We start from the raw sequence: 24,876 nt of genomic DNA, 5'->3' as shown, positions 1-24,876 counted from the left end.
GGGGTTCTCGTCCTCCCACTTGCAGCCTGATAGTGGTGCACCAGGCGCGTAAATAAACATAACATCCCAGATAGCCAAAAAGCCCGAAATCAAGGCTTTTTGACCCTGGTTAGATTCAGAATGCCTTACGCTCCTCTAAATGCGCTAGAATATCCTGACGCTCGCGCCAAACTGGACGCAACTGCTTGCCAGTGAACAACTCTAACTGATCACCGACATGGGGCGAATTTGGTTGAGTTGCATTACCATAGCCAATCAACGCCATCGCCTTTACTGGTTGAGAAAACTCAATAGCAGCGACGAACGAATCACCTTGAACTGCTTGGAAGTGACCTTCTGCTCCTGGTGCAAAATCGACGACGCGGAAAATACCGAGACTTCCATCACCACCATTAGCAGGCAAATCCTTATTGCCCACATGTAGGCGGAAAACATCTCCCCACGCGACATCTAGCTTTCCATAAGCTTTTTCAACTTTGCCCGCAACAGCTTCAAGTGTTGCAACTGCTTTGTTGGGATCGGCTAAACCGTCTGGAGTGGTACGTGGAGAGTCTAGATTCCAAGGTTTGCTGAACGATTTATCATCTAAATCCATCTGTTCTGCCCAGGAGGCAAAAAGTACAGCACCCTTAGAATCTGCATTCGCTTGTCTATCCCACGCCAACAGAACATCAGCTGCTCGCCGCGCTAATTCACCCCCTTGCTGACGCGCTGCGGGAATTAAGTCATCCAAAATGCGGTCTGCCAGTTCCATGCGGGTCGAATGTTTGTATTGCACCATCTCATCAAAAGAGATTTTGTCGTCCTCAGAAAGCATTCTTATAGAACGCTCCGTCCGAAACCTGCCGGGAAAATCTAGGGAACTCGGTGCCATGTAAGCAGGGTAATTATTTGCTTTAATAGCAGTAGGATACGTCGTTGTCCAAGGTGGATCATTAGTATTTTGCAACCAACCGCTTTCTGGGTCAATGACGCGCGGTAAATCCTGGTAGGGATGGATTTTCGTCCATAGTGTTTTAGACGTGTCACCAGGAATAATCCCTTCCCAGTATTCAAAATCACCTTGAGAACGAATTGGAACATCACCGTTGAACAGGTGCATGATATGCCCATCTTTGTCTGCATACATCACCGTAAACATAGGTAGTTGCAAACGCTTGAGAACAGATTGAAACTGGGTGAGGTTTTGAGAACGCGCCATATCCCACCATTGTTCAAGCACACCAGGTCGATCAAGACCAGCAACGCGCAACGCCAAAGCAGAACCATCTTTTTGTGTGACCACAGGACCGTGAACAGAACGTTTGACGATGAGGGGTTGTTCGCTTAACGTACCGTTAGATTGTTTTACCTTCAACGAAAGGGTTTTAGTCTCAAAGGGACGAACTTTGCCATCGAAGCGATAACCATTTTCAACTAATTTGAGTGAGTACGTATCCCAACCATCGTAAGTGTTGACGGTGTGAGTCCAGCCCAAATTATTGTTGAAGGCGATCGCCAACACCGGAATTCCAACAAGTGTTGCACCATAAGCATCAATATCGGGAGTCTTAAGTTGTGCTTCGTACCACAAAAATAAATCCGACCAAGCCAAATGTGGATTTGCCAGCAGCATCGCTTTGCCACTTTCAGAATGTGATGGGGCGATCGCCCAACCATTAGACCCGGCTTTTGATTCTTGCTTGGCGACACCTGCAACCTCTTGTGGGTTGACAACAAAAGTAAAATGCAGGACTCTGTTTAGGTGAGCCAGTACATCTTCTCCTTTGACTGGCAGCACAACCTCTACCTCATCGTCAAGCTTGTCTCCATGCTCCTTAGCATAGGCATTAATTCCAGCAGCAAAACCATCCAGATAGTTGCGAAAAGTTGGATTTTGTGCTTTGTACCAAGAACTGGCGCGTTCTGGCACTCCCATAGTCTGAACCCAACGGTCTGATTCTAAATATTTTTCTCCCCAGTATTCGGCTGCACGTCCGCGTGCTTGACCGTAAAGACGTAAAAGCAAGTTACCATGACTTTGCATTTGTGCCCAACCAAAGGCTTGAAATGCGCTTCGGGTATCTTTGCTGTAGATGTGGGGTATGCCGTAAGTATCCCACAGTATTTCCGTCGAATTTGGTAGCTGTGCCGAAGTGTGAGGTACCAAAACTAAAGCAAAGATGATGCCAAGTAAAAATGCTAGAACTCGGAATGCTTTTCGCCTGAAAGTTTTATGTAAATGACCCATATTTCTATTTAGGAATTCATAAGGAGAAAAGGAGTGAGAGTTGCTCACCACTGTTGGATCTCAATTTTGGAGCATGGATTTTGGGAGATTTAGTTGTCAGTTAAGTTCGACTGACCGAACCAAGCAGGGGTGCAGGGGGCAGGGGGCAAGGGGGAAAGATGACTAGTAACAGGAAACTATTGAAATTGATTTGCACTGAGAAAGCAAGCTTAATTAAACGACAACAAACAAAAATTTACATTTAGTAGAGAAAATTTAAGTACACTATTGCTAGTTATTAACACTAAATGATTCATAAAACTTCATTATGTCAAGTTAGTATTCTCTAAGCTTTTCGCTTTTAACTTTGCTCTGCTATTAGCTGCAATTGAAGACGTTTTCGCCTCATGGATGAAAACTAAACTCCTAACTCTAGGCGCTTTTTTAGACCGTTAGAGAGATAAAAATCAACAGCAAACATATTACTAATAAATAAACAGTAGCAAGACTAACATTTTTGGTGAGTATGGATACAATAGTGGGACTGTGCAGCACGCAGTGTTGGATAGCACAGCTTGTCATCGCTCAAGAATTTACGGCGTCAGTTGATGCTGCGCTTCTGTTGTCAGGCACTCAAGGTTTTTTAGTCTTGATAGCTGGACTGTTGCTGGCCTTTGCCTTTGGGCTACTGCTAACTAACTTCTTCATTGCCTTGGGAATTTCAGACTCAACTCCAGAGCATGAATTAGATACTAACGGCCAAGCATCGATGGACGATAAGATTAATCAAGTTGGGACAATAGTTGGGTTGCGAACGTTAGGAACTGTCAGCATTACATTATTTTTTGCTTGTTTTCTAGCGGTGAAACTTTGCCCATTACATGATCCGCTATTGGCAGCAATTATTGGTCTGGTCATTTGGGCAGCCTACTTCTTTTTACTGGTATGGGTCAGTGTTACTACGGTAGGCTCGGTACTTGGTTCCGTTTTGGATCAGGCTACTTCTGGCTTGCAAGGCATTATCGGCACAGCAACTATAGGCTTTGGTGCGAAGACGATCAGCGATCGCGTTGTTTCCACAGCAGATGCAGCTGCAGCCGCAGTTCGTAACGAACTGGGTTCAGCGACGGATCGAACCAGTATCCACAAGGCAATAGACAATTATTTAAACCAGCTACAACTCTCTGAGGAAGCGCGACTACAAATTGAAGATGAGTTTGAAAAATTAGTCGCCCAACCAGAAATGCAATCTCTCACTAAGGAGAATTACTTACGCAATATCGGTCGTAAAACCTTTGTGGATATAGTCGATAGTCGCACAGATTTGTCAAAACAAGATATTAATTGGTTTGTAGACTCTTTTGAAGGCTTTTGGCAGCAAATTTGGGGGAATCAACCCCAGAAAGTCCAAACTAATGGATTGCCAATCGCTCTAAAGTCTGCCGAACCAAAAGAGCTAAAGCCCAATCGACTGAGTCCCAAGGTAGAGCAATTCATTAACCAAATTTGCCAGCAGCAAGCTAGACAGCAAGCGGAAGCTAGCCAAAAGGTGGCAGAAACTGCTGCTTGGTGGCTGTTTGGCACAGCTTTTTTCTCCGCTGCTGCTGCTGCGAGTGCTGCTGCAATTAGTGTAGGTGTTTAATTTTCTCCAACCAAGCTAATTGAGAAGAATGTAACGGTTGAGTATGCGCAGCGCGCCAGGGTAGTGCAACAGTTAAGCGTGGGATTAATCTTGTACGCAGGAATAAAATTAATTCTGTTTTGAGAAATCCTGCCCTGTCCGTTCTGCAGTCACGATCTTCTGAATAAGTAAGTAGGCAAAGCAGTTGTGAATGCAATCTTTGACACAAGGAGTGCTTACAGAATCTTTTAGAGTATCATGTTTCAAAAATAAAAAAATGAAATTTTGATAGAAGCAAAATTTAAATATCTTGAAAAACAAGTTGAATTCTATTTCCTTTCATTAATGACTCTTTCATGAAATAAAGAGTTATTTATCTCATATAGAATTCCTCAGCAGATTTTTGAACAAAACTCAATACAGTTTATGTTAAGCGTTAAGCGTTGCCGTTCGGCTGACGCTCACCTTGGCGACGCTCACCTTGGCGTTGCCTGTTCCCTACCTCAACGAGTTCGTATGGCTCCGCCACGCAAGCTAACATAAACAAAACCGGATTCCTATAGACATCTATCTTGAGAAATAACTTATAAAAAATCAAGATTGACTTTGACTTTCAATTTATATTAGTACGATGAGAAATAGTGACTATAGTGGAATTTAGTATTATGTCCCTGACGGAAAATATTCTTTCACAACTACCAGGAAATATTTTAGATAAGTTACGCCAAGCTGATCGCATTTTGACATCAGTGAGAGAGGATAACGCTCCTGTACCAATGGTAGTAAAAGAAACTCAGCAACATTTGGGTGCTATAGATTGGGATGTTGTCATTTGCGGCGGTACATTAGGCATTTTAATTGGTTGTGCCTTAGCTGTAAAGGGAGTGCGAGTGGCGTTAATAGAACGCTCAATGTTACGTGGTAGAGAGCAAGAATGGAATATTTCTCATAAAGAATTACAAGTTTTCTTGGAGTTAAATTTACTGACGGATGCAGAATTGGATCAGGCGATCGCCACAAAATACAACCCCGCGAGAGTCAGCTTTTTTGGTGGTACAGAAGTTTGGGTAAGAGATGTTCTGAACATTGGTGTCGATCCAGTTTATTTGCTGGAAACTTTAAAGCAGCGATTTCTTGCATCTGGTGGAAAGTTATTTGAAAATACTCCATTTACAGAAGCAGTTGTTCATCCTGATGGAGTGATGGTAAACAACCAATTCAAAACCAGGTTGTTAATTGATGCAATGGGATATCTTTCTCCCATAATCCAGCAAGCACGTCAGGGACAAAAACCAGATGCACTTTGTTTAGTTGTGGGAACTTGTGCTCAAGGTTTTCCAGAAAATCACACAGGCGACTTGTTGTTATCATTCACACCTGTACAAAATCAATGCCAATACTTTTGGGAAGCTTTTCCAGCAAGGGATGCTAGAACCACTTACATGTTTACTTACATGGATGCCAATCCAGAACGCTTGGGTTTAGAAGCTCTATTTGAGGATTATCTGCGTTTGATGCCGGAATATCAAGGCGTGGAGTTGAGCCAGCTGACATTTAAACGAGCGCTATTTGGCTTTTTTCCCTCCTATCGTTCTCCACTCAAGACACCTTGGAATCGCATTCTACCAGTTGGAGATAGCAGTGGAAGCCAATCTCCTTTGAGTTTTGGCGGTTTTGGTGCGATGGTGCGTCACTTACGGCGTTTAACATTAGGTATTCACGAGGCGCTAGAAATAGATCAGTTATCTGCAAAGGTGATCGCACCACTGCAACCATACCAACCTAGCTTAGCTGTGACTTGGCTATTCCAAAGAGCAATGAGTGTTGATGTTAATCAAAAAATTGAGCCAAATCAAATTAATCAACTCCTGTCTGTGGTGTTTCAACAAATGCAACAACTCGGTGAATCTGTACTCAAACCTTTTTTGCAAGATGTAGTACAGTTTCCAGCCCTAACAAAAACACTCATAAAAACTGCCTTAACACATCCAGGATTAATTGCTAAAGTGATTCCTCAAGTCGGTTTGGGAACTTTACTGGGTTGGATGGTTCACTATGTGAATTTAGGAATTTACTCTGTTTTATTTTGGCTGAGTCAAATGTTAGAACCGTGGAAGAGAAATTTGCCTCATATATCTAAATATTATTGGAATCGTTGGACTGATGCTTGGAAGTATGGTTCTGGTAGTGATTATTCTGATTGATGATTTTACAGTCATACGCGATGTATCGAGTCGGCTATATAAACCCTAGACTTGTCTAGGCATTTACTTCTTACTTCAATGGGAGCATGGGAGTAGTTATCCCTTAGTAAGCTTTCACGCTTTAGCCAAGTGGTGGGAGAAAAGGAGCATTAAAAAACTTTAAGCAGAACTTTTGATCAAGCCAACAATTCATCAACTGCTACATTGAAACCTTTTAGCACAATTTGAGTGCTGACAATTTCACCAGAAGTAAACACAAACCGTTGATTTTTTGTTGTCACAATAATCCAACGATTTTCGGGAAACACTAGCCAAACTTCCTCGCCTCCAGATTGCAAATATTCTTGAGATTTAGCAATAACCTCTTCAGCCAAATCTGTAGGGGAAACAATCTCAGCAATGAGTGGGAAACTTTGGGGTAACACAGCAGGTTCACCAAATTGATTGAAAAGTTCTGGTGTGAGATAAGCAACATCGGGAACACGTCCCTGCTTGTTGGTACGACAGGGTACTTCTGTATAAACTTGTGCTCCTTGTCCGGTGGAATCTTTGTAATTTCTCCAGTAAAAATATAAATTTCCCTGTATCCGGCTATGCTTGAGTGTCACTCCGTTTTTCTCCACTAATTCCCCATTCACCCATTCTGTATGATCGGGGGGATTGTGCATCCACTCTTCTAGTGAAAAATCTTTTGCACTTGATACATTCGAGACGACTGTAGAAGTTAGCATTACTATATATTCTCCTTTAGCTGAGTATGACGCACCAAAACCAATTGATCGTAAACGCTAAACGTATTGATGCACGTGCTGTTCTAATATTATTACTGATTATTTCTACAGACACCCCATTGCTGTTTGTACTTTCTCAACTTGTTTGGGTGCTTGCATTTCTTGGAAAAGTGCGATCGCTCGCTCAAAGTGTTCCTCACTCTTTGGCTGCTCACCCATCTTTTGATAAGTTAATGCAATTTGATAGTAAGCCTCTGCTAAGTCCCATTTAGCGCCTATTTCATCTAAAACTTTGATTCCTTCTTGATGACAAGCTACTGCTTTTTCAAATTCTCCTTGTTCTCTATACAACTGTGCTAAACCAATTAAAGCTTTAGTTTTCGCTTGAGGATAAGGACTGTTTTCAGCATAAAAAATATTTTTTTGATAGATATCAAATGATTTTTGTATTTCTCCTAAATTTCTATAGGCTATTAATAAGTAAAATAATCTATACTCTGTTACCCATGAAGGTAGCCCTTCTTCTGGTAGTCTATTGTAGAGGTAATTAGCAATCTCAATTGCTTCTTCTGTTCGTCCCAACCATGAATTTAAAAATGCTAGGTAAAACAAAGCAGATGGAGCATATTTCTCATAATTAAGTTCATCGCAAAGTTCAACAACTCGCATGAGAGTTGTTACTGCTTCTTCGAGTTCCCAAAAACCAATTCTACAAATACCGATAGTTAATAACGAGTTGATTCTTATTAATTGAAGTTTTTTTACCGTCTCATTGTCGTTTTCTTGTGGCATGGATTGTAAGCAGGTGCTTGCTATTTCCCTTGCTTGCTCACAATACTGGATGGCTTGATGAATGTCGCCTTTGAGCCAATATATAGCACCTAATGTGTGATAAAGTTTGGCACGACGGCACCCTCGATTAAGTTTATCTAAAATCTCGTTGATTGCATCGGTTATTGGTATTAATAAACCTCGTTTGTAAAATGATCGCCCAAGAGATTCATGAGTTCCCCATTTATTATTTCTTTGTCTGATGATGATATCTGCGGCTTGTTCAAAGTCTTCAATAACGACATAGTGATAATAAGCTTCCAAGGCTCTTAATGCATCTTTTGTACCTTGAACTGTTTTCACACTATTTGTCCAAAAATCGGCAGCTTTGCGGTTTGCTCTCTCCCATTCTCCACTCAGTCGTAACCGAGCGATCGCTTCCGTCAAAATGACTGGATGTAAGCAGTATTCTCCTTTACCACATTCTACCAAAGACCGAGCGCGCAAGCTATTAACCACCCGCCGACGTTGCGACTCTGGCACATCCCACAGTAAACAAAGAAGTCCATCAATTGGTACATAAGGCACATCTTGATAGCGGTAGCATCCCAAACGATAGAGAAGCCGATATGCTTCAGGATCAATTTCTTGCAGGCGGTTAAACTGAGTGACAACTAAATTTTTTAACTCTTGTTCAATCAACAAATCATCCTGAGTGACATGCCAATAAGCATCTATATCACATTCAAAATCTGCGCGAATCACACCGCTGATGATTCGCATTGCTTTGGCATTGCCTCCATATGCTCTGCATATTTCACGCAGCCCTGTAGAATCAGGATGGGGATTAATGTTGCGACTAGCAAAAAACTGTCTCCATGCCGACTCGTCCAAACCCCTGAGCATATAAAAGTTCACATCAACGCTAGCTTCGCATAAGCGTTCACGGCTAGTGATCAGTGTGATGGAATTCATTGCTGGATCTGCCAAAAGCCTCAATAATTCTACATAATGGCGATGAGGCTCAATGAATGTTCTATTGATATCTAAAGCAGTTTCGAGATTGTCGATTAATATACCGATTCTTCTGGTTTGATCTCGAAGTATCCGGTTCAGTCTCAACAAATTGATCCCTAGACTGCGCCCTGGTTCTTCATCAAAGTCTCGCCATAACCATTCAGCAACTACGCTCTCTACAGAAATGATGTTTTGGGGTTCCGTAGCCATCGACAGTTCTAAAAGTTTGAAACCCCTACTTTCAAAATATTTACGAGCTAGTCTTGTTTTGCCTACGCCACCCTCACCTTGGATAACAATAATCTTTGCGCTTTGGTTAATCATATCGTTGAGTTGGGCGATCGCCTCCTCACGCCCAACAAAATCAGGATCATGCTTAGTAATAGGAATTTGACTATGCTCAATAATATCTTGCCAGCTTGTCACCCCTACAGCCTCACAAATCTGTATAAAAGTTTGTCTGTGAATTGACTCCCTTGCCCAAAACCGCTTCAAAGTTGCTTTTGAGGTTAATGCTGTCTGCCACCAAATATCAGCAGTTTTATTCCAGCCCATTCTCAGCCTAGCTTGCTCGACAATTTTTAGCCCTCGTGTAGATGCTCTCACAGAATCCGCCATTTTTCAAAAATTTCGCATCATCTTTCTTCTTATGTTACATTTGCTCTGGTGTTCGATAGCAACTAACGTAATAACCGAGCCAACTGAGCTAAATAGTGAGCTAAAAATTGAGCTAAATAGTGAGCCTTCAAAGCTAATTACTTCAGTCATTCTGAAAATATGGATGTTTTACCTTTCATAAATGAGGCTTTTAGCATGAAATCTCCTATTTGCAATAATGAGTGTACTCACGATAATTGTCCGTTCATGAGTGATCCTTACAATCCCAACAGACAGGTGTGTGTCAAATGTGGACAGGACTACTTTTTTCGCCGCAATGGTTTTAGCAATTTTCTTGTCATAGCAGCTGTGCTTGTCTGCCTAATGCTGGTGATTCAAGCCGTGATGAGCAATCACCGTCAAACTATCGACTCTCAATTTGAAATAGAAACTCCTGTGCAAACGATGAAATAACAAGTACGTCTTGCTTGTCTCAAATATTAACAGTATATCTTTACCTATTTTCCGATCCATGAAAACTATCATAGATGACCGTAGTCGTCTTCTCAAGTTGGCTTCTAAGTGCCTCAAATATTTCTTGATTGTCATATTCGGCTTTGCGATCGCCTACCTAATGTCACTCTGTTTTGGTTTGTTACATATAGCCACCATCCTACTACCCCTGGTAGGAAGTTGGTTGTGGCGAGTGGGAATTCTCTTATTATGTTTGCTAGCAATAGCTGTCATTTCAGAGTCATTACGTTAAAAAATGAGGAGTAAAGAAGTGAGGATAATTTTCCCTCATTCCCAGCCTACGGCTCGCTGCGCTAACACTCCCTTATTCTCCTCTGCGTTTGGCATCCAAAAACTTGAGTTGCCCATATAAACAAGAAATTTGCGGTAAATTCACACCTGCAGCTTGTGCCATTCGTAACGGATTGCCGAAAATTGCCTCTACCTCCAAGGGACGGCGTTCGTCATAATCTATTTTCATGCTGGTACGATACGGCTTCATCTTCACGGTATAATCGAGCATTGTTTGAATGAAACTGTCGGGGATTATGCTATCGCAACTCTTTGCCCCTGCCACTACTTCATACATCAGCTGTTCCACTAACTTGCGGGTGTGAACATTTGCCATTAATTCATTGGTTGTAGCGTCGAGAATAACAGAAAGCCCATTATATGGAATATTCCACACCAGTTTTTTCCAACGCGCCAACAGCAAGTCTTCAGTTAATTCAATAACGATACCAGCACTTTCAAAATCTTCACCAATTTGCCGCATCCGTTGTGTGATACCAGCTGGATAATAGTTAGCTGCATACTCCCCTAAGGTAATTTGTCCATAATCCAGGTGGCAGATATGTCCAGATCCTACTTTATTTGAACATAAAAAGCACAGCCCACCAATAACCTTATCACTACCGACAATTTCAGCAACTTCCTCCTCCACACCAAGTCCATTCTGCAAAACCAACACTACACCATCATCCTTGAGCACAGGTGGTAACATTTTAGGCAGCAAATGGTTTTGCGTCGTCTTGAGTGCAATAACTACGACATCACATTGAGGCATCTTTTCCACATCGTCGTAAGCATTAACTTGCGGTAAGCTGAAGTCGCCGTCAACAGACTCAATAATCAAACCATGTTGGCTGACGTGTTCGTAATCGCTATGCAGCAAAAAGTGGACATTTAAGCCAGCTTTTTGCAGTCTACCACCGTAAAAGCCACCTAATGCACCAGTTCCCAGTATGGCGTACGTGCGTTTGGACATGAAGGACATCAATTATATTTTCTGCGATTATCCTACAGCAAAGCTGAGATAAGGTTTTGATTCACGTGATTGATGGAGTTATTTTGATTTCTTTCTTTACATTTTTTTTAATAGCGCCTGATCTGTTGATTTTCTTCCTATTACGCTAATCTCTAAATATATCCTGGCAACGTGTTACTCACGCTGTAGTACTTTTTAAGTCCTTCTTCTAATTTGTAAGGAGCACAAGTGGTTGACTGGAAGCCATATCTACAATCAATTTGCGCTACTTACGATCAGTTGTGGGAAGTTTACACTCTCACAGATGTTGTGGGTAAAAAGCATGACAGCCAGGTGAGAAAATCTCTATTGTTAGATTTACAGGCGATCGCAATTAAACCAGAAGCAATTAAACCAGAAGCAGTTAAACCAGAAGCAGTTAAACCAGAAGCAGTTAAACCAGAGAAGGAACTATTATCAGAAGCAAGCGAAAAAAGGGAAATATTAAATGTTCTGGAAGGCTTGCGGAAATATGCATCAGAACATGTATTGTTAATCGGTCGTCCAGGTTCGGGAAAATCGACAGCTTTGATGCGTTTGTTGTTAGAACAAGTAGAACAAGCGCAAAAATTTGGAGACAAAGCAGACAAGGGGAATGAAACTGTTGGTGGGAAAACCCAAATCCCCGTCCTGGTAGAGTCGAGAGGAGGTATTATCCTCCGTCCCTCTCTGTTAGATCCGGACGTGCCCATTTCTGTGCATCCGGCTCCCGATGTTCTAGGGTTTTCCCTTGCTCATGTGGATGTAATCGTGACAGCTTTCATGTACTGCTAGAAGGTTTTTAATTTTCCAGTTGTTATGGTCGCCGTCAATGTGGTGTAGGTGAATTCGTTCTTCGCTGAACGTTCCTAGCCCACAATGCCCACATGCATGGTGTTGCCGTTTTAAGGCTTTAGAGGTTTCCCCGTCATAGAGTTTACTATTACGATTGCTCCAGTACGGGATGTCTCCGTCATATGGTGATTTTTCGCCTTGGACGTTAACAAATTTGTTTTCGGAGTAAGGAACGTTTGGGAATGCCTTGTCTAGTAATTTCTTACTAGAATGTCGGTTATTCTTTGCTTCCTTATTGAACTTCTTAAACGCTCTTGTTTCAATGTGGTACAACGAATTTCGCGAACCATCCATCTTGCAGTAGCGGTGGTAGTTTCTCCAACCCCTAACCAAGGGAGCTAATTTCTCGGCTTTGACCTCGGAACCATAGTTAGAGCAGTTGACGATGGTTTTTACTTTCTGTCGGAATGCTTTGAAGTTGTTCTCAGAAGGAACACATCTGAACTTTCCGTTACTTTGCACTTTGAAGTGCCAGCCAAGGAAATCAAACCCATCTGTCGTTGCGGTTATCTTAGTCTTCTTTTCACTGATGTTCATTCCCCTTTCTGCAAGGAACTGGTTTATTCTTTCAAGTATTTCATTTGCATCATCTTCAGGTCTGAGTATTATTACCATGTCATCCGCAGTCTTTTTACCAGCATTTAGCTGTGTTACTTGACGAATAGCCAGTAGCCGCGCAGCCCTGGATTTCAGAATCAGTTTCTGGAGTGACCGCGCTTTCCACGTATCTCCTGCTTTAACTGCTTTGAACACTCTTACTTGCAGACGGAATAAGTCACGTCGGAATTTCTTCCAAGGTAGCTTGCTCCAGGATTCACTAGTATTATTACTGTGTCTAATCATGTTCTGACTCCTAAGAATGTTTTCTGAACACCTCAGACCAATTACGGTCTGTCCTACCCGAATCAAAGGGATTCTGTCGCTCGTCTGACTTACCTGGGTTTCGACCGTTCCCAAGACCTTTGATTCGTTTTTCTTCGTTCCCCGGAATGGGATTGGTATGTGTCGTCAGGTGGAACCAATTCAACCGCTAGAATCCCTTACTCTTGCCGCTTGACCCACGATTCATCGGCGGGATTTTCTCTAGCAAAGTCAGGGGGGTTTTTGTTATGCCCTGCTTCGGAGTAGGTTGCTTTTTTAGGTTCTGTTTTCACCTTGTACACTCCCTATTAGCGCCAGTGCCAGCCCATAACGACCGTCTGATTGCGCCCTGTTCCCGGCTTCACTCTGCGAAGTCCGAGTTCGCTCGGTGCGGGCAGGTAAGGAGTCACCTCTGAGTTTGAGGGAGAGGGCTTTCACCTCCATCTTTTCCGGAGTTCAACTCGACATTTTGATACCGAGTTGGTTAGCTTATGTACGGACTGTTTACCGTGATTCAGCTAACAACGAATCGCACCGTGGAACTCCGTTACTACCAAACCTCAATTATCGATCTCATCAAAGACTTTCTCTATCGTCATGACCCCAGTTTACCCATCGACGGCGAAAAAACCAAAACCATCGAAGAATTATTGCGACAAGGGCAATTTTTACTGCTACTCGACGGTGTAAACGAATTACCGTCATCTGAAGCCAGACGAGATTTACAAAAATTTCGCCAAGATTTCCACAAAACCACACCGATGATTTTTACAACGCGGGATTTGGGGGTGGGTGGTGATTTAGAAATCAGCAAAAAACTGGAAATGCAACCTCTGACGGAAACCCAGATGCGAGATTTCGTGCGGGGGTATCTCCCAGAGGTGGGAGAACAAATGTTGAAGCAGTTAGGGGGAAGGTTAAGGGAGTTTGGCGAAACACCTCTGCTGTTAATGATGCTTTGTTCGGTGTTTGCTAGCAACCAGAATAAATTACCGCCGAATTTAGGTTCCGTGTTTCGTCGCTTCACAGAAATTTATGACGATCAACTCAAGCAAGATGTCCCGATTTCTGAAGAATCTCGTCGTTGGCGGAAGCGGTTGTTGCAGCATTTAGCTTGGGTGATGATGGGAGGAAACCCGGATTGTAGAGACGTTACATTTACGTGCTCTACATCGACGGAATTTTTGGTTGCTATACCCCGACAGCAAGCCGAGGAAATATTCACGGAATTTCTCGAAGGTAAAGTTGCTTGTGCCGCAGATAATGCGATCGCTTGGTTAGATGATTTACTCAAGCATCACCTGATCCAATTAAGAGCAGAAAATAAAATCGAGTTTCGCCATCAACTTATGCAAGAGTATTACGCTGCAGAAAGGTTTTTGCAGGAAATATCAAAGCTGAGTGATGATGAATTGCAATGGGATTATTTAAATTATTTGAAATGGACAGAACCCGCAGCGTTGATGATGGAGTTGTTGGATGATGAAGGTTTGGCGCTGCGAGTTGTGAAGTTGGCGTTGCAGGTTGATTGGCAGTTAGGGGCAAGGTTAGCGGGGGAAGTTAAATTAGAGTGGCAAAAGAAAACAGTTGGGTTGATTTGTGATTTGGGTTTACCGCGATTGTTGGAAATTAGATTGTTGGGAATTACAAAGTCTAATGCTGCTATAACTTTGCTAATTCAAAACCTACAAGATGAAGATTTGGATATTTACGAATATGCCATGTCAGCGTTGCTGGAAATTGGTTATGATATTGCAAAAATGGCACTAATTCAGTTAACGCAAAATGAAGATTTATCTATTTACGAATTGGATTATGATCACATATTAAGTATGATTCCGCCTTTCCAAACCATTTTTTTTAATGAAGATTGTCATGACACAACTAATATACCAAACGTTAAAATAAAAGATGAAGTTATATTTAAACCAAAAATAAATGATATTGATATTTTTTCTATAGATAAAAGTCAGAACATCATAAATTACGACATAGCCGTACCAGAAGTAATCCATAAACTTAAATCAGAGGATGCACATATTCGTAAGATCGCCTTTGAGAAATTAAAAAGTATTTATTCTCCAGAAGCAATCAATTCATTAATAAGTTATTTACACAACGAAGATGATAGTCTAATTCGCTATCAACTTATTTCAACATTGAAAAATATCGTTTCTGAATCAGATGTGCCTGTACTAGTTAAATTATTACAAGATATTGCAAGGTGCAGCCAACCAACCAGGAGATAAAGTGGTACGGATTTCGCATTTAATGAATTATTTAGGGAAAACCGTTCCCGAAAGCGCACAACAATTATATAAAGAGGAACAAACCCCATTTTTTGACTTTGCAACTGAAGATTTCCCCGTCGCATTGTTACGCGGAGGTAAAGGTTTACCTCAAGAGGGATGGGATAACGTGAAAACAGAAGCGCAAGAAAACATTCGCAGTATCAGCAATCAAGTTAATAATGGGGTGGGGATTGTTGGTGATAGAAATATTGGCTTAAATATAGGTACTGCCGGAAATATTACATTTGGTGATATTTCTTCTGGATGATAGCAATTGAAAATAATGCTGACTTAAATTTACGACTGATTAAAATGATACAACCATCTATAGATTGAATTGACTCAGATCTTGCACCATACTTTTCGTCCGCCAAAAAATAAATTTCTTGGCTCAAAGTCGAAGTCCGTTAAAACGGACTGAGTAAGTTTTCCAGGAGGCACTGCGTTGGGGAGCCAGTACTGCAGGAGGGTTTCCCTCCGTAGGTATCTGGCATCCGGGTTTCCCGACTTGAAGCATGTGCCGTTCCGTTTTAACGGACTTGGTTTATTAGCCCAGAACTTGAGTTCTGGGCGTACTCAGCCGGAGGTGCAAGATCTGAATTGACGCTCCGACACCTACATGAATATCACAGCGTGCGCGCTGCCTACGGCACACTGCGCTAATATTTCCATCAAAAACCGTGGAATTCTTGTGTCATGGAGATTTTAGCAAACTTACCCTCAGCAGCATCATAGGGTTTTGATTCACGTGATTGATATAGGACTCGTATTTGATTTTTGACGAAGCTAGGTACACTTTTATTGCTTCTTCCCTGTTCCCTGTTCCCTGTTCCCTGTTCCCTGTTCCCTATCTCTACGGGTGATTCACCAAATCAAACCGGATTCCTATAGAGTTATTTTGATTTGATTTCTTTACATTTTTTTAAAATGAAGAGAGTGATATTTCAATTAAAATCTTATATAAGAATATCTTAGAAAAGCTTATCTATACTGGGTTTTGCTGCACTTTTTCTGCTTGGAACGATAAAAAAACTTTACTTATCTAAACTTATGTTAATTTACTCGTGTTTTTATTAAATGTGTGTACTAAGCTATGTTGCATTATTTTATAAGTATGTTGAGTCTCTTACAAAATGCTGACATTATCCCCAAAATATTAATGCTTGACTTTAACAGCCTTGCTGAGTTCTCCCGTGCCAACTGTGTAAGTATTTGTGCATTTTTGGTACCAGCCAACTTGCTGACCACATTGTTGACCATGATTTTAGTCGCACTCCATCGCCCGTCACATTATGTATGGCAAGTAGCCGGAATTGGCAACATATTTGCATCAGTGATGGTATTGCACGTATACACTTGGTTTATGATTGGCGTGGTCATGGCTCCCACCTATATCTTGCTGTGGCTCGCACTTACCTGTTTGGTGGTAAACGTAGGGGCAATTATTTTTCAAAAACGCTACACTCAGACGCCTCAGCATAGTAATGGATAAGCTGAGGGATACAGCACAAGAATTCATCAAATATCATCAAGCAGATTGAATTTCGCGGTGCAAGCACGTACTTTAGTTTTTTGAGATATTTGTTACAGTCCTCAGCCTCAAGGTTGAGGTTTTTTGTTTGTAATCAGTCTAGGAGATATAGATAACAAACATCAAAAACCCGGCATGAGACGAGAAACGAGACATGATTCTTTAGTCAACATTCTACTACCTCTGGGATTAATCTTTGGTTTGGTTCTACAGCCGAGGAGACGCCTCGATAGTTACGAGTTCTACAGCAAGACATCGGACAATTCAGAAAAATGACATTTCTATAAGAAATAGGCAAATATGGAGAACTGTTTCAGTTTTATTTCAACCTGAAGATTGACGTTTTTTACTGCTTCGATACTTATGGTTTATGGTGAGTTGGCTCATTTTATTTAATAGTCCACACAAGTGAGCGAAAGATTTTTTGACTCAACAATGACAATATGACTCGGGATGACGCTATGAATTATCTTGTTGCAGTTCTACCAGACAGATTAAAAGTAGAAGAAGCTTACACTGCCCTAGAAAAAGAAGGTTTACCCACTAATCAAATTGATATTTTAGGCAGGGGATACAAAAGTGCTGATGAGTATGGGTTCATCAACCCAAATCAGCAAGCAAAGAAAGGAATAAATCGTTTGGCATCTTGGCTGATTCCCTTTGGTTTTGTTGCTGGTTACGCCTTCAACCTTTTGACAAGCATCGAAGTACTTCCTATTGGCAGCCTTGGCAATCACCTGATTGGTGGACTGTTGGGAGCCGCCTCTGGTGCTTTGGGTGCATACTTTGTCGGTGGTGGAGTTGGTTTAACTGTGGGGAGTGGAGATGCTCTACCCTACCGGAATCGCCTCAATGCAGGCAAGTATCTGATTGTTATAAAAGGCAGTCAAGAATTAACCAATCAGGCAACTCGCATTCTGCGCCAATTTGAGCCAGAGAACTTGCAAGGCTATGCCGAGCAAACTTAAGATCTAGACTCCGTCCGGAGTCTGCGATCGCTTTTGGTTCAGAGGAGAATGCTGTGGAGACGATTACGCTCCTTTGCAAACAAGGGCGATTGCAAAGGAGGGCAGTTTGGAAAACCACCCCCCCCCGACTCTGACTAGCAGCAAATTTGCTCTGTGACTTTGGAGTAGCATTACGGAGCCACCCCAAAGAGCACACTTGCTTTCCTAAATAGACTAGTTTCCTGAAATCACAGGATTGGGCAAATGTCCGTTACTCGAAGCAAACGGTTCTCCCAGAATCTTGCGATAAACTGCTTCATAGCCATCAGTCATCTGCTGAACACTGAAATGCTCCCAGACATACTCCCAACAAGCATAGCGATCAAGTTCAGCAACCTTGCTAACGGCACTGATACATTCTTCAACATTGTTGCAGAGAAAGCCTGTTTTACCGTGGACAATAACCTCTTTTGTAGACCCCATGTTCATGGCAATCACTGGAGTACCAGATGCCATTGATTCAATCATCACCAACCCGAACGGTTCTCGCCAAGTAATTGGGAACAAAGTGGCTACTGCACTTCCCATCAAAGCATTCTTTTGCTCATGGTTGGCTTCACCCAAATATTCAATTTGCTGACCATCAATAAAAGGTTTGACTTTACTTTCAAAGTATTCCATATCAACCGCATCCACTTTACCCGCTATCTTCAAGCGCCAGCCTGTTTGTTTAGCAATTTGTATCGCCAAATGCGTTCCTTTCTGTGGAGAAATTCGACCTAAAAAAGCCAGATAATGTGGCTCTTGTGGTTGGGGATGAAATTTATAACTGCCAACATTAATCCCGTTGTAAACTGTCGCTGCATACTTCATCCCTAGCCTTTCTTCTCGCTGTGCATCGGAAATACTAATGTAAGGCTGATTTTTTGCATATTTATATAATTTTTCGTTGTCAGGAGTAAAAATTCCATGCAATGTGTGAACGGTGGGTGTTTTTACTAGATTGGCGTAGCTCAAGCTGATGTGTCCCGTGTGAGAATGAATAATATCAAACTCGTTCGCTCGCTCATACACTCGAGCTAAATTCAGCATCTCATACACACTGTACTCTTTGACAGTCTCATCAAGTCGTACGGCACGAGGATGAACTGATTCAAGCTTTGCCAAACTGATAGAATCTCCCGATGCAAATAGCGTAACTTCGTGTCCACGTCTGACTAATTCATCGGTTAACAATCCAACTACTAACTCTGTACCGCCATAACCTGGAGGTGGTACTCTTTCCCAGAGTGGAGCAATTTGGGCTATTCGCATAAAAACTCTCCTAAAAAGTAAGTCTTAAATCAAAAGAGTATTCTCTCTGACGAATAAAGAATTCCCACATATTCAAAATGGTGATATCTGAGTTTGCAGATAAAGTAGTATATTAATAACAAAACAGAACGCAGAACGAGAGAATTTCCCATAAATAAAATGTGTTGTATTTGGCAAGAAAGGAATTCTTTTCGTATCTATAAAAAAATTACGAACTTGATACCATACTCTCCAAGGGCGTTGTACAGAACTTATACCGACCAACGCAAGTTTTTTTTTCGCCAGTTCTGACAACTGTGTTCTGTTAACGCAGCGCCCCTTTTAGGGGCTAGTAGACCGTAGGTCGGCGCAGCCCGTTCTTTTTTGATAAGAATTTAATAATATTTTTATATGTATAGGAATCCGGTTTGATTTGGTGAGACCAGTGCTGCACAGAGAAGTGCCTTGCGCGGGTTCCCCGCGTTGTGGCAACTTCGGAGAGGGTTTCCCTCCGTAGGCATCTGGCGGAGCGCGTTAGCTCCGACCCCCTTAGGGGCTAGCGGAACCGGAGGTTCTCCCCGATAGCCGTAAGGCGTGGCCGTTCCCACTAGGGTGAATCACAAAGTAGAGACGCTTAACGCTTAACGCTTAAGAAGCAATAAAAGTGTACCTAGCTTCCTCAAAAATCAAATACGAGTCCTATAGCTTTAAAGATTGTTTGTCTGTTTGTCTCTCTGAGGTAGGGAAGTTATTCTCTATGTAATCAAAATATACCCTTGTGATTCATAATGAGAAAAACAACAAAACTTATTTCCATTGATGGATTACAGTTTATACAAAATTATAAAATGTTGTTATAACTACCATTTATCCCTCGCAAAGAATAGAACAAAAGAAATATAAAATTTTTGCATTATCATTATCTGCAATATTGTCAACTACCCTTTTTACATAATTTTCAAAAGAGTATTGTAAACACATATAAAGTTATGTCTCCCTACAAAACATTATTAATATCGCTAGAATAGTTTTATCCACAAAGTTTAATGTGGTTGATCAACCAGAACCAAAGGACAAAAGTCCTGCGGAATACTGGCATCGTTTGAAGAAAATTTGAAAATAAATCAGGAATAGCAATTAGACTTTAGTTCTCGTACTCCATGACTTAGAGAGTTGAGAAAAAGATATTTGCTATTACCTAGTTTCTACACCGTGTATTCGTTAAACCAGTAAAAATCACTCTAAAACATATGTTTACGGACAGACCAATTGTGTTGTGGTTAAGCGTTTTTCTTGTGCTTCTCGGTTACTGGCTTCTGGTTAATCTAGTACTGTAAAGCAGTAAAAACTCGCTTGTTGGGTTTTCCTGGATGGGAAACCCAATATTTTTGTTTGACGAGTTATTGTAAATATAGCAATCCGCAGCACATTTGTGTCGGCGTAGCCTATGCGTAAGCGCAAAGCGTGCCCTTCGGCTTCTTGTTTAGAGACATCTGCTTAGACTAGGATGTTTTCAACACCAGAACCTCGAATCTGCAAGCATTTTCTAGCATCTTCTCAGTCTCTTTAACATTTTCAGGCTTTTCCTGTAATTGATGGCAACGTTTGCTCCTTCTTGAGCAAATCTCACTGCAATTGCTTGCCCAATTCCCAAACTGGCACCCGTCACCAATACATTCTTACCTTTTAAACCTTTCATCTTTCTTTCAAAAAAAGTAGCTGTTTGCTTTTCTTCAATTCCTACCCTCAGAAAGTAGGAAGAAAGGACAGTTAACTATAAAAATGTAGATAGAGATAGTTTGATGATCTCAATTGAAGTCTATAAATGTATCGGTATTTTATCCGTGAGTACAAACAAACCTGTTACCGTTAAAAAAACTTCTCTAAGAGAAAAATATCGCCATCATAATTCTAACACAACAAGTTGGCTAGGGTTATGCTTGGGTTTGACCGGACTTGCAATTGTTTCAGTAATAGCAGGAGAGGTGTTGACACTTTCGTTAAACAGTAAACCTTTAATGCAAGCAGATTTGAGTCCACAGGAGGCGGCAGTATTTGGTAGCGATCGCATTTTGGAACAAAGGTTACAATTTTCCGAGTTAACTCGCCCTGTAAATATTTTAGTTATGGGAATGAGCGTACTTTCATCAGATATTCAAAGTCCTCCTAAAGAAACTAAAAATCTCAAATACTTACCCCAGGTAAACTCCTTTGATGGTCTTTCGGATGTCATCCTCTTACTGAGATTTCATCCAGAAAAGAAAACAATAACCATGCTTTCTATTCCAAGAGATACCCGTGTTCCTATTGAGGGGCATGGTATGAAAAAAATTAATTCAGTTAATGTTCAAGGTGGACTTTCTTTAAGTGCCAAGACTGTTAGTCAATTGCTGGGAGGAGTAGACATTGACCGATATGTGCGGATTAACGTTTTAGGAGTTGGCAAGCTGATAGATGCTTTGGGAGGAGTGACGGTTAATGTTCCCAAAGATATGAAGTATCAAGATGATTCCCAGCATTTATACATCAATTTAAAAGCTGGAAAGCAACATCTCAATGGCGACAAAGCATTACAACTGTTACGCTATCGTCATGATGGGCTTGGGGATATTGGTCGGGTTCAGCGACAGCAAATGGTCATCAGATCACTTATGGAGCAAACTCTCAACCCTAAAACTCTAGGACGATTGCCAGAAATTATTAAGGTCATTCAAGCACACATCGACACGAATTTGACGGTTGAAGAATTGATGACACTCGCAGGCTTTGGAATGCAAAATAAAGGGTCAAATGTAGAAATGTTAACGATTCCAGGTAGATTTAGCGAGAAAGGAGAATTTGATGCTAGCTATTGGCTACCAGATTCTGATCGCATCGCAGCTATGATGACTCAAAACTTTGATTTGGAACCTGTTAAGACATTACAAGCATCTGATCCAAGTACTTTACAAATAGATATTCAAGATACTACAGCTAGCGATAGCACCAGTGTGCAAGATTTGCTCACAAAATTGCAACAAGCAGGTTATGCCAACGTTTATCTGTCTAACTCTTGGAGTGAACCTGTTAGTGTGACTGAGATTGTCGCCCAACAAACAGATACTGCTAGTGCTGAAGCAATTCGCAAGACTTTGGGATTTGGAAAAGTTCAAGCGCCAAGCACTCCTGAGATCGACTCGCACATCACTATTGTGTTAGGTAAGGATTGGTTGCAGCAACAAGATAGCGGTTTTCAATTGAGTAAAATACATCAAACAGTTCAGCAACCGCAGATAAACACAGATGAATATGTCTTTCATCTGGATGATAAGCCCTAATATCGTTAAAAAAAGCACAAAAAATCGGACTCAGAAACAACCATTACCCGCTTAAAAACTTTATTTTTTTAATTTCTACATTACTTCTGGATTACGCGCATCAAATTCTTACTGTTGCGCTGTTTTGTTGTGTCTTAGTCTAAAGTCCAGCAGTTAGCAAATGAGTGAATTGCAAACAAAAATACCAACTGATACTTGGGTGGTAGCTACCCCTGAAAATACATAATTTATAGTCATCTTGCATTTTATTTGTAATAAAAAAGAGGTAACAGGGAACGCTTAACCCTTAACAGGGTACAGAAAATAAAATGCGCGTTGTGGGTTAAAAGCCCATTTCAAACAAAGAATTATTTTGAGGGCACGACAAGGCTGATAAAACAAGGCGTCCTTATTTCAATCCCACGTTCTGGGCTGCACTGGTGTTAAGAGTTCCCTTTTCCCTGTCGCTGCTGAATTTTAAGTTTCATGCAAGATGTCCAATATTGCAGATGACAAATAACTATGGTTTTTGAGTGGCGATCGCCAATTTTGCTCCGTCCACTCGCCGCACTTTATCCATCACTGCTACAACTTGACCGTGACTTACTCCTTCATCTGCATTTATCACAACCATCATTTGCTGTTGCGGTTGAACTTTTTGTCGCACACCGTTTTCTAACTGTTCTATACTAATCGCCTGCTTGTCTAAAAACATTTGCCCAGTCTTATTGATTGTCACCGTGACTTGTGCTGGGCGTTCTACTTGTCCTGTGGCTGCTTTGGGTAGGTTGACTGGTAATCCTTGCGATCGCGTTAAAAATAGCGTTGACATGATAAAAAAGGTTAATAGTGCAAACATCACATCAATCAACGGCACAATGTTGATAGTCAGTGGTAGTTCTGGCTCATCATCTAGTAGGCGCATAAGTTCTGTCTCCTCGTTGATAGCGACGACGGTAAAGTAATTCTAGCTGTCCGCCATATTCCTGAATCCGGGCAATTTGGCGCTGGTAAAGTCCCCGGAAGGTATTGGCAAAAAGTAGGGTAAAAATAGCAACCACCAATCCTGAGGCGGTAGCAATGAGTGCTTCACTAATACCCCCTGTGACTGCTGTGGTTTTAGTACCCCCCACATCACCTACATTCAATCCAGCAAATGAGGCAATTAATCCCAAAATCGTGCCCAGAAGACCCAACAATGGAGCAAGACCGACAATGGTTTCAAAGATATTTTGAAAGCGCTTGAGCAAAGGTATCTCTGCTTGTGCTTCACTTTCTAGTGCCAAGCGAAATTCTTCTGGCGTTGGTTCCTCCAGTTCTAACGCAGCCAAAAAAACACGTGAAAGCGGTAAATCAGCATTTTTCTGAAGTATATCCAAAGCACTAACCACATTACCTCCACGGTAAAGGTTCAGTACTTCTCGCACCACACGGCCTTGACGGTTATTAATGCCATACCAAAATTTAACACGTTCGATAATCAGCGCCACTGCCAAGACTGAACAAGCCAGCAGAGGCCACATTATCACACCGCCTTCCGCAAACAGATTTTTAATCGCCATGTACTATTCTCTCAAGCCACTAATTTTGTTAGGCTACCAGATTATGTGTTGTAAATGATATAACTTCTCAATATATTTTCAAGAAAATAAAATTTTCTGTTCATACTCTGACAATTAACTTTCAATTACTTTATTCTTTAGCGTTATCAACTTAGCACAGGTAATATGTTTCGGCGATATTTCACTCTAAATACAGTCAGCGTTTATTTTGATAGCCTGATTGACATTTGCTTCTAAATGTTTTAAAATATGCGATTACTGATAAGAGATAGCATTAAACTATGAGCTTCTCTGATACAGCTAGCGGCTGAAATATTAAACCTAGGATTGTCTACTTATTTCGCCATGTAGGGATCGAAGTTATTTCTCTCTAAGTAATAAATCATAATCTCTAAATTTGTTGAATTACTACAGATACTAAGCTGAAGCTACATTTCACTCGATACAAAGTCAGTAATAGTCCTAATAGCCTAATTGACATTTCCTCGTAAATGTTTTAATCTTCCTAAGTTGCTGATAATCCGTAGCATTTAACTATGAGCTTCTCTGGTATAGCTATAGATCAACGGGGTAAAGAAGAAAAGGCGCTTAAGGCGTTTCTCGTTATTAGTGTAATAGCGTCATTAGGGATACACGCTAGTGTACTCGCCTCTGGTATAGTAAACAATATTTTTAGCCCACGCCAAGAAATTGACAAAAAACCCATAGAGGTGGCGATTATTGAAACGCCTGCCCCAAAACCTGTAGAAAAACCTATAGAGCCAGTAAAACCTTTTCAACAGGCTCTCAAACCAAAGATTGTAGAGCCAATCAAACCCCCAATCAAACCCTTAGTTCAACAACCACCACCAGTCCTGCCAAAGCCTCCTGTGCTTCCGCCAGTGCCGCCCAAGCAAGCAGTTGTGGTGCCCAAGCCTCCTGTACCGCCCAAGCAAACAGTAGTAGTGCCCAAGCCTCCTGTGCAGCCTAAACGAACAGTGGTAGTCACAAAACCTGTAGTCCCGCCGCCAAAAATAGTAACACCTCCAGTAGAGAAGCCAGAGCCAAAGCCTTTACCAAAAATTCCTGATCCTGCTCCACCACAGCCGGAACAAAATTTGACACGGACGTTGCCACCTTTACGAACCCCCAGAGAAATTCCACCTGCTGGAGGTGGCGGTGGTGGTGGCGGCGGCGGCGGTAACAGTCCCCGTATTGCCACTGGTTCAGGAGAAGGCACTGTGAGATCTAGCACTGGTACTGGTACTGGTATTGGTACTGGTAGTGGCTCAGGTATCGGTTCAGGTATCGGT

18 protein-coding genes and 2 pseudogenes are annotated in these 24,876 nt (G+C 41.6%); 11 read left to right on the top strand and 9 right to left on the bottom strand.

Annotation, left to right across the window (positions count from 1 at the left end; all coding sequences use genetic code 11):
* Positions 1–115 precede the first annotated feature (115 nt).
* Positions 116–2,230, bottom strand: a complete 2,115-nt coding sequence (locus AC5JM2_RS28385; protein ID WP_495838426.1) for an acylase — start codon at positions 2,228–2,230, stop codon at positions 116–118.
* Positions 2,231–2,735: 505 nt separating this feature from the next.
* Between AC5JM2_RS28385 and AC5JM2_RS28380 the strand changes: the two genes are divergently transcribed.
* Positions 2,736–3,851, top strand: a complete 1,116-nt coding sequence (locus AC5JM2_RS28380) for a hypothetical protein (RefSeq protein ID WP_495838288.1) — start codon at positions 2,736–2,738, stop codon at positions 3,849–3,851.
* Between the two features lie 644 nt (positions 3,852–4,495).
* On the top strand, positions 4,496–6,034 hold the full coding sequence (locus AC5JM2_RS28375; protein ID WP_495838286.1) for an FAD-dependent oxidoreductase: 1,539 nt from the start codon (positions 4,496–4,498) through the stop codon (positions 6,032–6,034).
* 176 nt (positions 6,035–6,210) lie between these two features.
* Here AC5JM2_RS28375 and AC5JM2_RS28370 read toward each other — a convergent pair whose 3' ends face one another.
* Complete coding sequence (locus AC5JM2_RS28370) at positions 6,211–6,765, bottom strand: Uma2 family endonuclease (protein WP_495838284.1); 555 nt, start codon at positions 6,763–6,765, stop codon at positions 6,211–6,213.
* A gap of 105 nt (positions 6,766–6,870) precedes the next feature.
* A complete protein-coding gene (locus AC5JM2_RS28365; RefSeq protein ID WP_495838282.1) occupies positions 6,871–9,171 on the bottom strand; it encodes a tetratricopeptide repeat protein in 2,301 nt (766 codons plus the stop codon).
* A gap of 195 nt (positions 9,172–9,366) precedes the next feature.
* Here AC5JM2_RS28365 and AC5JM2_RS28360 point away from each other — a divergent pair, with 195 nt between their 5' ends.
* Both AC5JM2_RS28360 and AC5JM2_RS28355 read left to right on the top strand, forming a co-directional pair.
* On the top strand, positions 9,367–9,624 hold the full coding sequence (locus tag AC5JM2_RS28360; protein WP_495838280.1) for a hypothetical protein: 258 nt from the start codon (positions 9,367–9,369) through the stop codon (positions 9,622–9,624).
* Between the two features lie 58 nt (positions 9,625–9,682).
* Positions 9,683–9,916 (top strand): hypothetical protein, encoded by a 234-nt coding sequence (locus AC5JM2_RS28355; RefSeq protein WP_495838278.1) that lies wholly within the window; start codon positions 9,683–9,685, stop codon positions 9,914–9,916.
* Positions 9,917–9,988: 72 nt separating this feature from the next.
* Here the strand turns inward: AC5JM2_RS28355 and AC5JM2_RS28350 are convergent, their stop codons facing one another.
* Entirely contained in the window at positions 9,989–10,930 is a 942-nt protein-coding gene (locus tag AC5JM2_RS28350) for a putative 2-dehydropantoate 2-reductase (protein ID WP_495838276.1), read from the bottom strand.
* A gap of 228 nt (positions 10,931–11,158) precedes the next feature.
* Between AC5JM2_RS28350 and AC5JM2_RS28345 the strand changes: the two genes are divergently transcribed.
* Positions 11,159–11,743, top strand: coding sequence for a hypothetical protein (locus AC5JM2_RS28345; protein WP_495838274.1), 585 nt, complete (start codon positions 11,159–11,161; stop codon positions 11,741–11,743).
* Here the strand turns inward: AC5JM2_RS28345 and AC5JM2_RS28340 are convergent.
* Entirely contained in the window at positions 11,687–12,646 is a 960-nt protein-coding gene (locus AC5JM2_RS28340) for a group II intron reverse transcriptase/maturase (protein WP_495838272.1), read from the bottom strand. The two genes, AC5JM2_RS28345 and AC5JM2_RS28340, sit on opposite strands and share 57 nt — an antisense overlap.
* Before the next feature lie 509 nt (positions 12,647–13,155).
* Between AC5JM2_RS28340 and AC5JM2_RS28335 the strand changes: the two genes are divergently transcribed.
* The 4 genes from AC5JM2_RS28335 to AC5JM2_RS28320 all read left to right on the top strand — a co-directional run bounded on the left by AC5JM2_RS28335 (position 13,156) and on the right by AC5JM2_RS28320 (position 17,454).
* Positions 13,156–14,913, top strand: coding sequence for a HEAT repeat domain-containing protein (locus tag AC5JM2_RS28335; protein ID WP_495838270.1), 1,758 nt, complete (start codon positions 13,156–13,158; stop codon positions 14,911–14,913).
* The gene (locus tag AC5JM2_RS28330; RefSeq protein WP_495838268.1) at positions 14,882–15,223 is read left to right on the top strand and encodes a hypothetical protein; all 342 of its coding nucleotides are present in this window, start codon (positions 14,882–14,884) and stop codon (positions 15,221–15,223) included. The genes AC5JM2_RS28335 and AC5JM2_RS28330 overlap by 32 nt, the downstream gene beginning before the upstream one ends.
* Before the next feature lie 891 nt (positions 15,224–16,114).
* Positions 16,115–16,447, top strand: a complete 333-nt coding sequence (locus tag AC5JM2_RS28325; protein ID WP_495838424.1) for a hypothetical protein — start codon at positions 16,115–16,117, stop codon at positions 16,445–16,447.
* A gap of 500 nt (positions 16,448–16,947) precedes the next feature.
* Entirely contained in the window at positions 16,948–17,454 is a 507-nt protein-coding gene (locus tag AC5JM2_RS28320) for a hypothetical protein (RefSeq protein ID WP_495838422.1), read from the top strand.
* Between the two features lie 213 nt (positions 17,455–17,667).
* Here AC5JM2_RS28320 and AC5JM2_RS28315 read toward each other — a convergent pair whose 3' ends face one another.
* Positions 17,668–18,747, bottom strand: coding sequence for a glycosyltransferase family 4 protein (locus AC5JM2_RS28315; RefSeq protein WP_495838266.1), 1,080 nt, complete (start codon positions 18,745–18,747; stop codon positions 17,668–17,670).
* Positions 18,748–20,261: 1,514 nt separating this feature from the next.
* A pseudogene (locus tag AC5JM2_RS28310) lies at positions 20,262–20,425 on the bottom strand (SDR family NAD(P)-dependent oxidoreductase); the annotation flags it as partial.
* 145 nt (positions 20,426–20,570) lie between these two features.
* On the opposite strand from AC5JM2_RS28310, the gene AC5JM2_RS28305 reads away from it, so the two are divergent.
* Positions 20,571–22,043 carry an LCP family protein gene (locus AC5JM2_RS28305; RefSeq protein ID WP_495838264.1) on the top strand — a complete coding sequence of 491 codons (1,473 nt, stop codon included), beginning with the start codon at positions 20,571–20,573 and terminating at the stop codon, positions 22,041–22,043.
* A gap of 499 nt (positions 22,044–22,542) precedes the next feature.
* Here the strand turns inward: AC5JM2_RS28305 and AC5JM2_RS28300 are convergent, their stop codons facing one another.
* Both AC5JM2_RS28300 and AC5JM2_RS28295 read right to left on the bottom strand, forming a co-directional pair.
* Complete coding sequence (locus AC5JM2_RS28300) at positions 22,543–22,947, bottom strand: ExbD/TolR family protein (protein WP_495838262.1); 405 nt, start codon at positions 22,945–22,947, stop codon at positions 22,543–22,545.
* Positions 22,931–23,584 (bottom strand): MotA/TolQ/ExbB proton channel family protein, encoded by a 654-nt coding sequence (locus AC5JM2_RS28295; RefSeq protein WP_495838260.1) that lies wholly within the window; start codon positions 23,582–23,584, stop codon positions 22,931–22,933. Before AC5JM2_RS28295 ends, AC5JM2_RS28300 begins: the two co-directional genes overlap by 17 nt.
* Before the next feature lie 536 nt (positions 23,585–24,120).
* Here AC5JM2_RS28295 and AC5JM2_RS28290 point away from each other — a divergent pair.
* A pseudogene (locus tag AC5JM2_RS28290) lies at positions 24,121–24,876 on the top strand (hypothetical protein); the annotation flags it as partial.

It is taken from the genome of Brasilonema angustatum (assembly GCF_059505445.1).
This window is presented reverse-complemented; position numbering and strand designations above follow the sequence as displayed.

Excerpts from the sequence above, each read along its gene's own strand:
- AC5JM2_RS28385 (WP_495838426.1), bottom strand. The coding sequence starts at position 2,230 with ATGGGTCATTTACATAAAACTTTCAGGCGAAAAGCATTCCGAGTTCTA.
- AC5JM2_RS28380 (WP_495838288.1), top strand. The coding sequence starts at position 2,736 with ATGGATACAATAGTGGGACTGTGCAGCACGCAGTGTTGGATAGCACAG.
- AC5JM2_RS28375 (WP_495838286.1), top strand. The coding sequence starts at position 4,496 with ATGTCCCTGACGGAAAATATTCTTTCACAACTACCAGGAAATATTTTA.
- AC5JM2_RS28370 (WP_495838284.1), bottom strand. The coding sequence starts at position 6,765 with ATGCTAACTTCTACAGTCGTCTCGAATGTATCAAGTGCAAAAGATTTT.
- AC5JM2_RS28365 (WP_495838282.1), bottom strand. The coding sequence starts at position 9,171 with ATGGCGGATTCTGTGAGAGCATCTACACGAGGGCTAAAAATTGTCGAG.
- AC5JM2_RS28360 (WP_495838280.1), top strand. The coding sequence starts at position 9,367 with ATGAAATCTCCTATTTGCAATAATGAGTGTACTCACGATAATTGTCCG.
- AC5JM2_RS28355 (WP_495838278.1), top strand. The coding sequence starts at position 9,683 with ATGAAAACTATCATAGATGACCGTAGTCGTCTTCTCAAGTTGGCTTCT.
- AC5JM2_RS28350 (WP_495838276.1), bottom strand. The coding sequence starts at position 10,930 with ATGTCCAAACGCACGTACGCCATACTGGGAACTGGTGCATTAGGTGGC.
- AC5JM2_RS28340 (WP_495838272.1), bottom strand. The coding sequence starts at position 12,646 with ATGATTAGACACAGTAATAATACTAGTGAATCCTGGAGCAAGCTACCT.
- AC5JM2_RS28335 (WP_495838270.1), top strand. The coding sequence starts at position 13,156 with ATGTACGGACTGTTTACCGTGATTCAGCTAACAACGAATCGCACCGTG.
- AC5JM2_RS28325 (WP_495838424.1), top strand. The coding sequence starts at position 16,115 with ATGCTTGACTTTAACAGCCTTGCTGAGTTCTCCCGTGCCAACTGTGTA.
- AC5JM2_RS28320 (WP_495838422.1), top strand. The coding sequence starts at position 16,948 with ATGAATTATCTTGTTGCAGTTCTACCAGACAGATTAAAAGTAGAAGAA.
- AC5JM2_RS28315 (WP_495838266.1), bottom strand. The coding sequence starts at position 18,747 with ATGCGAATAGCCCAAATTGCTCCACTCTGGGAAAGAGTACCACCTCCA.
- AC5JM2_RS28300 (WP_495838262.1), bottom strand. The coding sequence starts at position 22,947 with ATGCGCCTACTAGATGATGAGCCAGAACTACCACTGACTATCAACATT.
- AC5JM2_RS28295 (WP_495838260.1), bottom strand. The coding sequence starts at position 23,584 with ATGGCGATTAAAAATCTGTTTGCGGAAGGCGGTGTGATAATGTGGCCT.